Consider the following 14,929-nt stretch of genomic DNA (forward strand, 5'->3'; position numbering starts at 1 on the left):
TTTCTTTGGCCGGTTGTCTTTAGGAGTAATTAGGGCTGCTTCGCAGGCCAGCGGGAGCAAGCTCCCTCGCCACGGGTTCGGTTCAATCGGGGTCGTGGGTGTATTTCAGTTGTTTACGCTGGTGGCAGGGTGCCACAATCACCGCTTTAGCTGCATCACGATCAGGTGGAACACATGGATGGCCCAAGATCTCATAAAGGCCAGGATTCGTTCATCGCCGAGCAGGTGCGAACGGATCGCTTGCAGCAACTGTTCCGCCAATCCGTCTCTGCGGTGCTGGGGAGCTATCTCGCCGCCATCATGCTCAGTTGGCTGTGTTGGCATCGCTTTGAGCACAACCTGATCCTTGGGTGGCTGACGATACTGACCGCCTCGACACTGCTGCGCATCTCGATGTTCGTGAGCTATTTCCGCAGCCCGAAAAGCGAACGCACGCCCCAACGCTGGGAACGCAAATACTGGATCACCCTGGTGCTCTCCGCCAGCATCTGGGGCGGCGGTGCATTCATGGTCATGCCGGCCGACGATCTTCTGTCCCAGGCCCTGGTCATGCTCTTCACCGTCGGTATGTGCGTCAGCGCCGTGTCCTGCTACTCGGCCTACCGCGACATGACACTGGTCTCCATTGGCCTGGTCCTATTGCCCTGCACCGCCTGGTTGCTGTTCCAGCCGTCCACCCTTCAAGTCGGCATGGCCCTCTCGATCATCGTATTCGCCGCATTCGCCGCTCGCGCCACCCACAAAATGTCCCAAGCCCTGGAGACCGCCTTTCGCCTGACCCGCGAAATGGAACGGGCCAACAGCATCTCCACCCGCGCCGCCCAGACCGACGAACTCACTGGCCTGAAAAGCCGCCGCGCCTTCTTCGAACACGCCCAACAACTCTATGACGAATGCGAAGCCAATCGGCTCGGGCTATGCGCGGTGATGTTGGACATGGACCACTTCAAGCACATCAACGACACCTATGGGCATCAGGTCGGGGATCAGGTGTTGCGGCAGATGGGACGGGTGATCAGTTCGTCGTTCCGCTCTACGGATATCCACGGACGGCTGGGGGGAGAGGAGTTTGCGGTTTTGCTTCCGGATACGTCGATTGAGGTTGCCATCGAGATTGCCGAAGAGCTGGTGCAGACGATTGGTGAATTGATGATCGAGCCTGTTCACCGTGTCACCGCCAGCCTTGGCGTGGCCTCGACGGAGGCGGGGCATAAGGATTTGCATAGCTTGATGAATAACGCGGATAAGGCGTTGTATCGGGCGAAGGCGTTGGGGCGCAATCAGGTGGCGGTGGCTCAGTAGGAAGTCGCGTCTGGGTTAAGCCCGCAGGAACGTTAAAGGTACACAGGAGATAGAACAGTTGAAAAAAATCACCTTAATCGTATTTATCCTGACCACCTTGGCAGGCTGCACTTTCACTGCTGCCGATAAAGTTGGTCCAGATGAGTACATGCTCACCTGTGGTGGCAGCGTCTTCAACTTAAGGGAAGGCATGTTGGAAAGCATCAATAACAAGGCCAAAAAAGTCTGCAACGGTAAACCGTATCGCCGGGAGGGCGATGCTGGTGGTCCTCAGATCGTCAACATGCGTACTCAGATTGGCAGCACTCCAACCACCGTCCTGTCCATGAAAGCGATTTGCGAAGATGACGGTTAATAGTTTCGTGACTTGAGACGTCAAATGAATATCTGCGCTGTTGATGGGACTGCTGCGATGAACATTTCTATTTCGGACGATCAGCTAGCTGAGTTACAGATAAAGTTTAATGTATCGTTTCCAAGTGACTATGTAAGTCTTCTTAAATGGAGAAACGGATTTTCATTAAATAATGGATTGTTTATTTATTCCTCCGATGAGCTTGTCGAGCGAAATGCAGCTTTTGAAGTGGATAGGTATGCGTCAGGATATCTTGCGATAGGTGACGATAGTGGTGGCCGCTCAATAATGATCCCTCTTATAGGGGAAGGCGTTTACGTAGTGGATCAAGGTAGTATGGATCCTGACGATTTCGAAAAAATCAGTACGTCGTTAGCGAATTGGGTCGCTAAAGGTTGTGCGCTGGGGGAGACGGGGCCTGATAGAAGCCTCGCACATCGCTAACCAAGGACTGCCAAATACGACATTGAATAAACAACAACGGCAGGAAGACCATAAGTTTTGGCGCAAGGCGGTCGGGCAAAAAGCCAGAAGACTGCCCTTGGGGCGATTTTTCAACATAGGCGGACTTCAGCTTCTGACGCCAGCCAGTCTGCCAACAGGCTCAAGCTCCTTGCCTTTAGCGAGGCTAATCGACAAGAAGCGGCGTTCAATACTGGTCGCGCAACCAGCCAAACGGCGAGCTTCGGCTTCGTATTGAGCAACAAGCAACGGCTTTGGAGTGCGCTTAGAAGCCTTCATGGAAAACCTCGGCGATTATAGTGGGGGTTCATAAAACGCGAAGCCGTTTCATGTGGTGGATGCCATGATGGGCAGTCGCAGGAAACAGTAGAATCCGGGCGCGAGGTATACAAGCAGGCGAACTCCGATGTAGTTGTAGGCAAAAGCACAAGGATGTGTGGGCTTGTGGAGCTGCAATGGCTAGGTATTGAGCGGTGGCATGCATCCGCCCCCTGTGGCGAGGGAGCTTGCTCCCGCTCGGCGGCGCAGCCGTCGTAAAACGGTTGATGCGGTACAACCGGATGAATACGGGGCCGCATGTGAGTGCAGCCCCGTTTCTTATGCTCGGAATTTCGATTAGTCATGGCGAGGACAGCTGCCTACGCCTTCAAAATGGACCTCCGCTAAATAATGCTATCCACCACCCCGCCATCCACGCGCAACGCCGCACCCGTCGTAGCCGAAGCCTGCTCCGAACTGGCATAAATAATCATGTTGGCAACTTCCTCAACACGCGCCGCCCGTTGAATGATCGACGTACTCCGATGCTGTTTGACAAAATCCGCCCCCACCTTCTCCAGACTTTCCCCCGTACGCTCGACATCCGCCTGGAGCATCTGCGCAACCCCTTCGGAAAGCGTCGGCCCTGGCAGCACCGAGTTCACCGTAACACCCGTGCCGGCAAGGCGCTTGGCCAAGCCGCGAGCGATGGAAAGCTGGGCAGTTTTGGTGAAACCGTAGTGGATCATGTCGGCCGGAATATTCACGCCCGATTCGGACGAAACAAACACAATCCGCCCCCAACCGCGCTCGACCATGCCCGGCGCGTAAGCCCTGGAAACCCGCACGCCGGACATCACGTTGGTTTCGAAGAAGCGCTGCCATTCGCTATCCGGGGTTTCGAAAAAGTCTTCCAGCTTGAAAATGCCCAGGTTGTTGATGACGACGTCGAAGCTCGGGTGTTTGGCAACCAGCGCTTGGCAGCCAGCCTCGTTGCTGAGATCGCCGACGAAGCCCGTGGCTTTGGAGGCGAGATCGCCCAGGCGCTGCAAGGCGTCCTCGACGCTGCTCTCGCTGCGGCCGTTGACGACCACGTTGGCGCCGGCTTCGAGGAAGCCTTTGGCGGTCGCGAAACCGATACCGCTGGTGGAGCCGGTGATTAGGACGTGACGGCCGGTGAAGTCGATTTTCATGGGAGGGACTCCTTGATGAATGGACTAGGGGACTGTGGACTATTTCTTGGACGGATGATGATCCGAGGGATTCAAAAATGACTTCTCAGGCATTTCGAATACACAACCACCCGACAGCTCCGATACCGCAGGCACTAATCATGGACACGACTGAGGGTTTTCGCCTCTTCGGGAACAACCAGCTATCAGGAAGCCGACCACACCGCTTGCGGAAATAGCGGGCAAACCCGACGCCAGAGGCCGGGTTTGCTTTATTTCCCGGTTATCGCTGTTCGACGTTATCCAACACCCGATTCGCCATCATCGAACTCAGCTCAATCAGCTGCTGAATCCCCAGCGCCGAATGACGTCGTGAGCCATTCAGGTCAAACGCCAGATCGGCGATCATCGCCTCGGCCGAAGCCAATGTTTCGCTGAGGTTGGCGAGCAGGCACTCGTTGTCGACGTCTTTGGCGACGGTGAATATCTGGCCGGGTTTGGGTACGTCTTTGGGTTCTGCCGGTTTTGGCGAGAGGTAGTGATCCAGTACGCGCTCGGCGGTTTCGTCGAGTTTCCTGGTTTTGGATTTGGTTTGCGGGGGAGCTTGGTCCGCCTTGGGCGGGTTCGGCGTCGGTTTGAACATGTGCTGGAATCCTTCAGTTAGGCCGCAACCTCTTCCCTACTAAAAGAAGGGGTGGCGGCTGTACGCAGGTTAGTAGACCGGGGATTCCAGCATTGCCGGCGCGCCGAAGCGCCCTGCGCACAGCCACCATCAAGGACAGGAATTGGAATACCTGCCTAAGTGGAGAACTCATGCATCTTGCGGGAAAACCACGGGCTACTAAACCCGACCACTGATGGGCAGTGGCAGGAAAACGATAGGGCCTGGGGGCAAGGCGCACAAGCGGGCGGATTCTGGCGTAGTTGTAGGTAAAGGCGCAAGGATGTGTGGGTGGGTGGACGGGTTTGGGTGGGGGGATAAACAATTGCGGTTTATGGTGAGGATTGTCTGTAGGAAATGGGTGGCTTGGGCTGGGTTGGGACTGCTGCGCAGTCCAGCGGGAGCAAGCTCCCTCGCCACGGGGGAACGGTGATTCATTTGGATTGGTGGTGCGTGTTAGGACGCTTTCGCGAGCAAGCCCGCTCCCACAAGGGGAGCGGTATGCAGCGGGTCAGTACCAGCGCGCTTCGCCCGGGGGGCGTTTTTTGAAGCGTTTCATGCTCCACATGTATTGGCTGGGGTAGGCACGGACGTAACGTTCGACCACTTGGCTCATGGCGGCGCAGGCGGTTTCGGTGTCGGTGCTGTACATGGCGTCTGGTGCGGCTTCGAGGATGACTTTGTAGCCGGAGCCGTCCGGCAGGCGCAGGGCGTGGAGGAAGACGCCGACCGCTTTGCCGCCAGCGAGCATGTTCGGGACGAATTTGCTGGTCAGGGCCTGGGTGGCGAAGAAGGGCACGAAGATACCGGCGGATTCGGCCGGTTCGGGGTCGGCGGGGATGCCGACCTGGCCGCCCTTGCGCACTTCCTTGATGACGCTGAGGATGCCTTCCTTGGTGGACGCCGCGACTTTGTTGCCCAACTGCACGCGTTGCTTTTGCAGCAATTCATCCACCGCCTTGAGCTTGGGCGGGCGGTAGAAAATGATCGGTTTGCACTGGCTGCAATAGAAGTGGTTGAGCACTTCCCAGTTGCCCAAGTGGCTGGTGATGCCAACCACGCCTTTGCCGGAGGCCAGCGCGTCTTTCAGCACGTCGAGGCCTTCGACTTCGCGCACCAGTTCGATGGAGCGCTGGGCCGGCCAGATCCAGGCGCAGGCGCTTTCGGTCAGTGACTTGCCGATGTCCTTGAGGCTTTGGCCCACCAGGCGCTCGCGCTCGGCCGGGTCCATTTCGGGAAAGCATTTGGCGAGGTTGATCCGCACCACGTCGCGGGAGCGGTTGGGCAGTTTCCACATCAGCCAGCCGATGGCCGAGCCCACCGCTTGCACGGCGCGCCAGGGCAGCAGCGCAAACAACCGCAGAGCGCCGACCAGCAAGGCGCCTTTCAACTTATCCACAGGTCACTCCTGAATGTATGGGCGTGTCGCGAGCCGGCTATTCTAACCGCCGTTTACCAGCTCGGCGTAGCGGTCGCAGTCCTGGGTGTGGTCCATGACCATGCCCGAGGCCTGCATGAAGGCGTAGCAAATGGTCGGGCCGACGAAGGTGAAGCCGGCTTTTTTCAGGCCTTTGCTCATCGCCAGGGCTTCGGGAGTGATGGCCGGCACTTCGCTGCGGTCCTTGAAATGGTTGATCAGCGGTTTGTCACCAACGAAGGACCAGAGGAATGCCACCGGGTCTTCCAGCGCCAGCCAGGCCTGGGCGTTGCGGCGGGCGGCCTTGAGCTTGAGGCGGTTGCGGATGATGCCAGGGTCGAGCATCAGATCTTCGATTTCCGCGTCGCTCATCTGCGCAACGCGCTGTACGTCGAAGCCGTAGAGCACCTTGCGGTAATGCTCGCGTTTGCGCAGCACGGTGATCCAGGACAGGCCGGCCTGGAACCCTTCGAGCAAAAGCAACTCGAACAAACCCTGCGCATCGCGCAGCGGCGTGCCCCACTCCTGATCGTGATAAGCCATGTACAGCGGATCGTCAGAACACCAAAAGCAGCGTGGCATAAGGCTCCAGGGGGCGTGCGCACGAACGAATCGGGTATACTCCCGCTCTTTAAATCGCAGCCCAAGAAACAGGTGAATTTCGTGAGCCAGCCTACGCCAGCCGTGCGTACCTTCCAAGACTTGATCCTCGCCCTCCAGCAATACTGGGCCGAGCAAGGTTGCGTGGTACTTCAGCCCTACGATATGGAAGTAGGCGCCGGCACTTTCCACACTGCCACTTTCCTGCGTGCCATCGGCCCGGAAACCTGGAACGCCGCCTATGTCCAGCCCAGCCGTCGCCCGACTGACGGCCGCTACGGCGAAAACCCGAACCGCCTGCAGCATTACTACCAGTTCCAAGTGGTCCTGAAGCCGAACCCGGAGAATTTCCAGGAACTGTACCTGGGCTCCCTCAAGCACGTGGGCCTCGACCCGCTGGTGCATGACATCCGCTTCGTCGAAGACAACTGGGAATCGCCGACCCTGGGCGCCTGGGGCCTGGGCTGGGAAGTCTGGCTCAACGGCATGGAAGTGACTCAGTTCACCTACTTCCAGCAAGCGGGCGGCATCGAGTGCTACCCGGTGACCGGCGAGATCACCTACGGCCTGGAACGCCTGGCGATGTACCTGCAAGGCGTGGATTCGGTCTACGACCTGGTGTGGGCCGACGGCCCGTTCGGCAAAGTGACCTACGGCGACGTGTTCCACCAGAACGAAGTGGAACAGTCGACCTACAACTTCGAACACGCCAACGTCGACAAGCTGTTCGAACTGTTCGATTTCTACGAAAGCGAGGCCAAGCGCCTGATCGAGTTGGATCAGCCGCTGCCGTTGCCAAGCTATGAAATGGTGTTGAAGGCGTCCCACACCTTCAACCTGCTGGACGCACGCCGGGCGATTTCCGTGACCGCGCGCCAGCAATACATCCTGCGTGTACGCACCCTGGCGCGTTCCGTTGCGCAAGCCTACCTGCTGGCCCGTGCCAAGCTGGGCTTCCCGATGGCGACCCCGGACCTGCGTGATGAAGTGTTGGCTAAGCTGGAGGCTGCACAATGAGTGCTCAAGATTTTCTGGTTGAACTGGGCACCGAAGAACTGCCACCCAAAGCCCTGAACACCCTGGCCGATGCGTTCCTGGCCGGTATCGACAAAGGCCTGCAAGCCGCTGGCCTGAGCTACGAAGCCAAGCAGGTGTACGCCGCACCGCGCCGCCTGGCCGTGCTGATTACCGCGCTGGCGACCCAACAGCCGGACCGCAGCATCAATCTCGACGGGCCGCCACGCCAGGCCGCGTTCGATGCCGACGGCAATCCGACCCAGGCCGCCCTGGGTTTCGCCAAGAAGTGCGGCGTGGACCTCAGCGAAATCGACCAGAGCGGGCCGAAGCTGCGCTACAGCCAGAGCATCAAGGGCAAACCGACCGCCAGCCTGCTACCGACCATCGTCGAAGATTCCCTCAATGACTTGCCGATTCCCAAGCGCATGCGCTGGGCCGCACGCAAGGAAGAGTTCGTGCGTCCGACCCAATGGCTGGTGATGCTGCTCGGTGACCAGGTCATCGATTGCACGATCCTCGCGCAGAAGGCCGGTCGCGATTCCCGCGGTCATCGCTTCCATCATCCAGAAAGCGTGCGCATCACCTCGCCGGCCAACTACCTGGCCGACCTGCGTGCCGCCTACGTGCTGGCCGACGCCAACGAACGCCGCGAACTGATCAGCAAGCGCACCGAAGAGCTGGCAACCCGCCAGGAAGGCACCGCCATCGTCCCGCAGGATTTGCTCGACGAAGTGACCGCCCTGGTGGAATGGCCAGTGCCGCTGGTGTGCTCGTTCGAGGAACGCTTCCTTGAAGTGCCGCAGGAAGCGCTGATCACCACCATGCAGGACAACCAGAAGTACTTCTGCCTGCTGGACGCCGAAGGCAAGTTGCTGCCGCGCTTCATCACGGTCGCCAACATCGAAAGCAAAGACCCGCAGCAGATCATCGCCGGTAACGAAAAAGTCGTTCGCCCGCGCCTGACCGATGCCGAGTTCTTCTTCAAGCAAGACAAGAAGCAGCCACTGGAAAGCTTCAACGAGCGTCTGCAAAACGTGGTGTTCCAGGAGAAACTCGGCAGCGTCTACGACAAGGCCGAGCGCGTTTCCAAGCTGGCGGCGTACATCGCCCCACGCATCGGCGGCGACGCCCAGCGCGCGGCCCGTGCCGGCCTGCTGTCCAAGTGCGACCTGTCCACCGAGATGGTCGGTGAGTTCCCGGAGATGCAAGGCGTCGCCGGTTACTACTACGCCCTCAACGACGGCGAGCCGCAAGACGTGGCCCTGGCGCTGAACGAGCAGTACATGCCCCGCGGTGCCGGCGCTGAACTGCCAAGCACCCTGACCGGTGCGGCCGTGGCGATCGCCGACAAACTCGATACCCTGGTCGGCATTTTCGGCATCGGCATGCTGCCCACCGGCAGCAAAGACCCGTACGCCCTGCGTCGTGCGGCGTTGGGCGTGCTCCGGATCCTGATCGAGAAGCAGCTGGACCTGGACCTGAACGACGCGGTGGCCTTCGCCGTCAACGCGTTCGGCAGCAAGGTCAAGGCACCTGGCCTGGCTGATGCGGTACTGGAATTCATCTTCGACCGCCTGCGTGCGCGTTATGAAGACGAAGGCGTCGATGTCGCGACCTACCTGTCGGTGCGTGCCCTGAAGCCGGGCTCGGCCCTGGACTTCGACCAGCGCGTGCAGGCGGTACAGGCCTTCCGCAAACTGCCGGAAGCGGCGGCACTGGCGGCAGTGAACAAGCGTGTGTCGAACCTGCTGGGCAAGGCCGAAGGCAACATCGCGGCCACCGTCGAAGCCAAGTACTTCGACAACGCCAACGAGTTCTCCCTCTACTCGGCAATCCAGCAGGCGGACCAGGCGGTCCAGCCAATGGCGGCAGCGCGTCAGTACAGCGAAACCCTGGCGCGCCTGGCGGCCTTGCGTGAGCCGGTGGATGCGTTCTTCGAAGCGGTGATGGTCAATGCCGAAGACGCCAATGTACGGGCCAATCGCTACGCGCTACTGGCGCGCCTGCGTGGCCTGTTCCTCGGCGTCGCCGATATTTCGTTGCTGGGGTAAGCCTTGAAGCTGCTGATTCTCGATCGGGACGGGGTGATCAATCACGACTCCGACGCTTACATCAAATCGGTGGAGGAGTGGTTGCCGATCGAAGGCTCGATCGAAGCCATCGCGCAGTTGAGCAAGGCCGGCTGGACGGTGGCGGTCGCCACCAACCAGTCGGGCATTGCTCGCGGTTACTACGACCTGGCCGCGCTGGAGGCCATGCACGAGCGTTTGCGCGCCTTGGTGGCGGAGCAGGGCGGCGAAGTCGGCTTGATCGTTTATTGCCCACACGGGCCGGATGAAGGCTGCGATTGCCGCAAGCCCAAGCCGGGCATGTTGAAAACCATTGCCGCGCATTACGACGTGGCGTTGGCGGGCGTATGGTTCGTCGGCGACAGTCTCGGTGACCTGGAGGCGGCCAAGGCCGTCGATTGTCAGCCAGTTTTGGTAAAGACCGGAAAAGGCCAGAAGACCTTGGGCAAGACCCTGCCGGTGGGCACCTTGATTTTTGACGACCTGGCGGCGATTGCCGCTGAACTTATCCACAATTAGGGCTCCCCAAGACATCCTGATCAGGGATTGTTCGGGAAGCGCTTGAACAGGCGGGCATTGCCCGCAACGGTAAATGCCGCTATGTCGATATTGCAGGCCATCAGAACCTTTCTCTTTTACCTGCTGTTGGGCACCAGTTCGTTGCTGTGGTGCTCCTTGAGTTTTTTTGTCGCGCCTTTCCTGCCGTTCAAGGCGCGCTACCGTTTCATCAACGTGTACTGGTGCCGCTGCGCACTGTGGCTGAGCAAGGTGTTCCTGGGCATTCACTATGAAGTGAAGGGCGCCGAGAACGTGCCGGACCGCCCGTGCGTGATCCAATCCAACCACCAGAGCACCTGGGAGACGTTTTTCCTCTCGGCTTATTTCGAGCCGTTGAGCCAGGTCCTCAAGCGTGAACTGTTGTTCGTGCCGTTCTTCGGCTGGGCCATGGCGATGCTGCGGCCGATTGCCATTGATCGCGACAACCCCAAGGTTGCGCTCAAGCAAGTGGCGAAGAAGGGCGACGAATTGCTCAAAGACAACGTCTGGGTGCTGATCTTCCCCGAGGGCACCCGCATGCCTTATGGAACGGTGGGCAAGTTTTCCCGCAGCGGTTCGGCATTGGCGGTAAACGCCGGCCTGCCTGTATTGCCGATTGCACACAATGCCGGCAAATTCTGGCCCAAGGCTGGGTGGAACAGAAAGCCGGGAACCATCACCGTGATCATCGGCGCGCCGATGTACGCCGAAGGCACTGGGCCTCGCGCCATCGCCGATCTCAATGACCGGGTCCAGGCCTGGAACGAGCAGACCCAACGCGAGATGGGTTCGTTGCCTCCGACACCAGCAGCACCGGCGGCGACCGATCAGCTTGCTGTTTGAGATCTGTGGATAACCTGTGTACCGTTTTCCCTGAAATCTCGATTTTTATGATGTAACACTATGTTTTTTATACATATTTCTTAAACACATAAAACCCAGGTGAAGGTGCATAAGTTTTTTATAGCGTTTTTGGATCGCAGTGCCGCCACGACCGCTGCGATCCTTCACTCTTCCAACAATGGAAGCCTCAAGCTGAAGGTGGTGCCTTCACCCACTACGCTGTGGCATTCGATTTGCCCGCCGTGATGATCGATCACAGCCTTGACCATTGATAATCCCAAACCAACGCCGTCCACCCCGTGGGCTGACGAGAACCGTCGGTACTGGCAGAACAGTTCCGGCAATTCCTGCGGTTCGATGCCCTTGCCCTGGTCCATGACTTCGCAGACCAGCCAATCCTCCAGGCCATAGACCTGCAGTGAAATGCAGGTCCCGGGCGCGCTGTACTTGATGGCGTTTTCCAACAGATTGAACAGCGCGCGCGTCAGCAACGATTGATCCGCCCTGACCATCACCTCTTCATTGTCCAGTTGATGGCTCAAGCGTATGCGCTTGGCCTGGGCGATGGGCAGCGCCTGGTCGATCACGTCCAGCACCAGCATGGCAAATAACGTCGGCTGGAATTGATAGGCCTCGGATTCGGCCTTGGCCAACTGTACAAAACCGTCGGTCAGCTCCAGGGCGCGCCGCACCTGACGCTCGATCTGGTCGAATAACGGATGATCGCCGCCCGCTTGGTGCCGTTGCACATCCAGCAGCGCAAGGATGGCCGAATGCGGCGCACGCAAGTCGTGGGACAGGAAACGCAACATCACGCTGCGCTGCCCTTCGGCCTCACGTTCCGCGCTCAGGTCAGTGAGGCTCAGCAACCATCCCACCGGCGCGTCGCCTTCCACCGGCAACAGCGCGGCCCGTTCCAGGCGCAGGCTGCGCTCGCGGATGTCGCGAAATTCCACCAATGGCAATGTGGATAAGCGATGCAGCGCGCCATGCTCCAGGCCTGGATAACCCAGTTGCGCGAGATGCTCCACCACATCGCCACCTGCCAGGCCATGACCAAAGAGATCGCGAGCCTTGCGGTTGCCCAGCAGCAGTTTGCCTTGGGGGTCACAGATCATGGTCGCTACTGGAAGGTATTCCAGACCATCGGCGATGAAGCGCCGGGTGTCGCGCGTTCGACTCATGGCTTGTTCCAGGGCCATGATCTGGCCCTGCAAACGGTCACTGCCGGTGTAAGGCGCACGGCGGCGTTCGGGAAAGACCTTGGGCTCGGCATCCAGGCGCGCCAGCTCCCAGCCGAAATAGGCCAGCACCGCGCTCAGGCGCCGCCAATTCCAGATCAGGTAGCCAAACAGCATGCCCAGCACACTGGCCATGGGCGACCACCACCAATCCTCTGCCTCCAGCGCGGCACTGATCAACAAGGCCAGGCTCATGCCGCCGACCGTCGTCCACAACGCCAGGCGTGGGCGCAATAACAACAACCCCAACACACACGCTACCAGCAGCACCGACAATACGGCCGCGCCTGCGCCGTTGCGAGCCTGGTTAGTGTAGGAGAGCAACCCGGTCGGAGGTAACAGCAAAAGACTTATCCACAGCCACTCGCGCACCAACTGGCGGAACAGGCGCTGGACCTGGGTGGGCTCACGGCTTTCACGGCGGCGCGAGTGGTTCATAGAGGGATATTTTTCATGGACGATGGGTCCAACCGGCAGACTGAAAAGCCCATGACTATAGCGGACTCGATGGGCGGTGCGCTGCTGCCTTTCCCTGTGGTCCGCGAGTCGGTATTGTCGCTGCCAGCGACAGGGGCCGTTGCCGTGCAGGGCCACCTGAGTTGTCCGTTACTTCCCAGATAAGGAAATCGCGTCCCATGCGTGTCGCCATACTGGATGACGAACCGGCTGAGTTGCGCCGGGTGGAACAGACAGTGCAACAAATCCCCGGCAGGGGCGAGCCAGCCTGGACCTTGCACAGTTTCGAACGCGGCGAAGACCTGCTGCGGCAGCTGCGCCGGGAAACCTTCGACCTGTTGATCCTCGACTGGCAGTTGCCGGATATCAGCGGCTTGGCACTGCTGCGCTGGACCCGCGAGCACATGGACGCGCCGCCGGCCGCCATCATGCTCACCAGCCGTGACGGCGAGCATGACATCGTCCAGGCCCTCAACGCCGGCGCCGACGATTACGTGAGCAAACCCTTCAGGCCCAACGAACTCAAGGCCAGGGTCACCGCCGTGCTGCGTCGCCACAATCTGGAACGCGCGCCCGCCAGCGAGGCGCTGGTGTTCAATGACCTGGTGTTCGACGACGCCGAACTGACCGTCACCCGCGCCGGCATGCCCATCAGCCTGACCGAACGAGAGTACCGCCTGGCCCGCTGCCTGTTCGCCAACCTGGGCCGGCCGCTGTCCCGGGAGTATTTCTACGAACGTTTCTGGACCCACGAGGAAATGACCTCGTCCCGGCCACTGGACACGCATATCTATCGCCTGCGCAACAAGCTCGGACTGACTGCGGAGCGGGGTTGGCAGTTGTTGACGATTTACGGGTATGGGTATCGGTTGGAAAGTGTGGCGGTGGGGAGTGAAGCGTCAGTCGCAAGCTAGGGAGGGCGGATGGAATCCCGTGGCGAGGGAGCTTGCTCCCGCTTGACCGGGCTGACGCTCCAGTGCGAAGCGCTCACAAAAAGGGGCTGCTGCGCAGCCCAGCGGGAGCAAGCTCCCTCGCCACACCGGATATCAACCGAGCGTTTGCGCCAGGCTTCCTGTTTTCGCGACCCGACGACGCTGCAACAGCAATCCGCACGCCACCACCAGAATGCTAAGCAGACCCGTTGCAAGGATCTCCACGCGATGGGCTTCCTGGAACAGCATGATAGTCAACGCCCCGACGATGAACACGATGACCGCGTAGGTCAGCGCAGGGAACAACCACATGCTAAAGGCGATTTTTTCGCCGCGTGCCATGCGCTGCTTACGCATACGCAATTGCGAAACCGCGATCACCAGGTACACCAGCAGCGCGATGGCACCCGAGCTCGCCAGCAGGAAATCAAACACAGCGGCCGGGGCCACGTAATTGGCAAACACCGCCAGGAACGCGGCGGCGGTCGACAGCATTACGGCCCAGTGAGGCGTACCGCTCTTATTGGTGCGCTGGGAAACCGCCGGCGCATCACCACGCTTGCCCAACGAGAACATCATGCGCGAAGCGGTGTACAGCGCCGAGTTCAGGCAACTGGTCACCGCGACCAGCACCACGATATCGACGATCAGCTTGGCGTTAGGGATGCCCATGCGCTCCAGCACGGTCTGGTACGAACCTACGCTTGCGAGCATCGGGTCGTTCCACGGCACCAGCGACACCACCATGAAGATCGACACGAGATAGAACAGGCCGATCCGCCAGATCACCGAGTTGGTCGCCTTGGAAATCTGCTGGCCCGGGTTCTTCGACTCGGCAGCCGCAATGGTCACGATCTCGGTGCCCATGAACGAGAACATGGTGGTCAGGATCGCGCCCAGTACGGCGCCCATGCCGTTGGGCAGGAAGCCTTGGGTATCGAACAGGTGCGAAACGCCACTGACCTGACTGGTAGGCAGCAAACCGAAGATCGCCAGCGCGCCCAGGGCCACGAAGCCAATGATCGCGATGACCTTGACCAGGGCGAACCAGAACTCAAACTCGCCGTAGTTCTTTACGCTGAACAGGTTGGTAATCGTCAGCAACAAGGTGATCACCAGGGTGAAGACCCAGATCGCCACGTTCGGGAACCAGGCATGCAGGATGGTCGCGGCCGCGTTGGCTTCCAATGGAATCACCAACACCCAGAACCACCAGTAAAGCCAGCCGATGGTGAAACCGGCCCAGTGCCCGATCGCCCGATCCGCGTAAGTCGAGAAAGAACCGGTGTCCGGCGAGGCCACGGCCATTTCGCCGAGCATGCGCATCACCAACACCACCAGCGCACCGGCCGCCGCATAGGCCAGCAGCACAGCCGGCCCGGCCGCTGCGATTGCATGGCCGGAGCCCACGAAAAGACCAGCGCCAATCACGCCGGCGATGGAGAGCATTGTCACATGACGGGGCTTGAGCCCTTGCTCCAGGTTGTTGGAAGTTTGCGTACCACTCATTGAGACTACCCTTGGAATTGGATTTATTCGTACCGCCTCTTGCCATCGTCTTCTGTCAATTTAAAAAGACGATGTGTTGTTTATTCAGCACGCAAGTT

14 protein-coding genes are annotated in these 14,929 nt (G+C 59.6%); 8 read left to right on the forward strand and 6 right to left on the reverse strand.

Annotated elements, in window-relative coordinates; all coding sequences use genetic code 11:
* Nucleotides 1–174: 174 nt before the first annotated feature.
* The 3 genes from RGM2987_RS24235 to RGM2987_RS24245 are packed head-to-tail and all read left to right on the forward strand — an operon-like array spanning nucleotide 175 to nucleotide 2,101.
* Nucleotides 175–1,302 carry a diguanylate cyclase gene (locus RGM2987_RS24235; protein ID WP_245145395.1) on the forward strand — a complete coding sequence of 376 codons (1,128 nt, stop codon included), beginning with the start codon at nucleotides 175–177 and terminating at the stop codon, nucleotides 1,300–1,302.
* 58 nt (nucleotides 1,303–1,360) lie between these two features.
* Nucleotides 1,361–1,657 (forward strand): hypothetical protein, encoded by a 297-nt coding sequence (locus tag RGM2987_RS24240; RefSeq protein ID WP_245145396.1) that lies wholly within the window; start codon nucleotides 1,361–1,363, stop codon nucleotides 1,655–1,657.
* A 24-nt stretch (nucleotides 1,658–1,681) separates the two neighbouring features.
* Entirely contained in the window at nucleotides 1,682–2,101 is a 420-nt protein-coding gene (locus tag RGM2987_RS24245) for an SMI1/KNR4 family protein (protein ID WP_245145397.1), read from the forward strand.
* A gap of 680 nt (nucleotides 2,102–2,781) precedes the next feature.
* Here RGM2987_RS24245 and RGM2987_RS24250 read toward each other — a convergent pair.
* The 4 genes from RGM2987_RS24250 to RGM2987_RS24265 all read right to left on the reverse strand — a co-directional run bounded on the left by RGM2987_RS24250 (nucleotide 2,782) and on the right by RGM2987_RS24265 (nucleotide 6,209).
* Nucleotides 2,782–3,570: an SDR family oxidoreductase gene (locus RGM2987_RS24250; protein ID WP_245145398.1), complete on the reverse strand. Its 789-nt coding sequence runs from the start codon at nucleotides 3,568–3,570 to the stop codon at nucleotides 2,782–2,784.
* 262 nt (nucleotides 3,571–3,832) lie between these two features.
* Nucleotides 3,833–4,192: a transposase gene (locus RGM2987_RS24255; protein ID WP_245145399.1), complete on the reverse strand. Its 360-nt coding sequence runs from the start codon at nucleotides 4,190–4,192 to the stop codon at nucleotides 3,833–3,835.
* A 529-nt stretch (nucleotides 4,193–4,721) separates the two neighbouring features.
* The gene (locus tag RGM2987_RS24260; protein ID WP_245145400.1) at nucleotides 4,722–5,609 is read right to left on the reverse strand and encodes a lysophospholipid acyltransferase; all 888 of its coding nucleotides are present in this window, start codon (nucleotides 5,607–5,609) and stop codon (nucleotides 4,722–4,724) included.
* 42 nt (nucleotides 5,610–5,651) lie between these two features.
* Complete coding sequence (locus RGM2987_RS24265; protein WP_245145401.1) at nucleotides 5,652–6,209, reverse strand: DNA-3-methyladenine glycosylase I; 558 nt, start codon at nucleotides 6,207–6,209, stop codon at nucleotides 5,652–5,654.
* Between the two features lie 81 nt (nucleotides 6,210–6,290).
* Between RGM2987_RS24265 and glyQ the strand changes: the two genes are divergently transcribed.
* From glyQ to RGM2987_RS24285, 4 genes are all read left to right on the forward strand, one after another.
* Entirely contained in the window at nucleotides 6,291–7,244 is a 954-nt protein-coding gene (gene glyQ, locus RGM2987_RS24270; RefSeq protein ID WP_022641565.1) for a glycine--tRNA ligase subunit alpha, read from the forward strand.
* The gene (gene glyS / locus RGM2987_RS24275) at nucleotides 7,241–9,295 is read left to right on the forward strand and encodes a glycine--tRNA ligase subunit beta (RefSeq protein WP_245145402.1); all 2,055 of its coding nucleotides are present in this window, start codon (nucleotides 7,241–7,243) and stop codon (nucleotides 9,293–9,295) included. Before glyQ ends, glyS begins: the two co-directional genes overlap by 4 nt.
* Before the next feature lie 3 nt (nucleotides 9,296–9,298).
* On the forward strand, nucleotides 9,299–9,832 hold the full coding sequence (gmhB, locus tag RGM2987_RS24280) for a D-glycero-beta-D-manno-heptose 1,7-bisphosphate 7-phosphatase (protein WP_245145403.1): 534 nt from the start codon (nucleotides 9,299–9,301) through the stop codon (nucleotides 9,830–9,832).
* A gap of 81 nt (nucleotides 9,833–9,913) precedes the next feature.
* On the forward strand, nucleotides 9,914–10,693 hold the full coding sequence (locus RGM2987_RS24285) for a lysophospholipid acyltransferase family protein (RefSeq protein ID WP_245145404.1): 780 nt from the start codon (nucleotides 9,914–9,916) through the stop codon (nucleotides 10,691–10,693).
* A 164-nt stretch (nucleotides 10,694–10,857) separates the two neighbouring features.
* Here RGM2987_RS24285 and RGM2987_RS24290 read toward each other — a convergent pair whose 3' ends face one another.
* The gene (locus RGM2987_RS24290; protein ID WP_245145405.1) at nucleotides 10,858–12,372 is read right to left on the reverse strand and encodes a HAMP domain-containing sensor histidine kinase; all 1,515 of its coding nucleotides are present in this window, start codon (nucleotides 12,370–12,372) and stop codon (nucleotides 10,858–10,860) included.
* A gap of 197 nt (nucleotides 12,373–12,569) precedes the next feature.
* On the opposite strand from RGM2987_RS24290, the gene RGM2987_RS24295 reads away from it, so the two are divergent.
* The gene (locus tag RGM2987_RS24295) at nucleotides 12,570–13,304 is read left to right on the forward strand and encodes a response regulator transcription factor (RefSeq protein WP_245145406.1); all 735 of its coding nucleotides are present in this window, start codon (nucleotides 12,570–12,572) and stop codon (nucleotides 13,302–13,304) included.
* A 132-nt stretch (nucleotides 13,305–13,436) separates the two neighbouring features.
* Here the strand turns inward: RGM2987_RS24295 and gabP are convergent, their stop codons facing one another.
* The gene (gabP, locus tag RGM2987_RS24300; RefSeq protein WP_245145407.1) at nucleotides 13,437–14,831 is read right to left on the reverse strand and encodes a GABA permease; all 1,395 of its coding nucleotides are present in this window, start codon (nucleotides 14,829–14,831) and stop codon (nucleotides 13,437–13,439) included.
* Between the last annotated feature and the right edge of the window lie 98 nt (nucleotides 14,832–14,929).

This window comes from Pseudomonas sp. RGM2987 (genome assembly GCF_022952855.1).
Taxonomy (GTDB): Bacteria; Pseudomonadota; Gammaproteobacteria; order Pseudomonadales; family Pseudomonadaceae; genus Aquipseudomonas.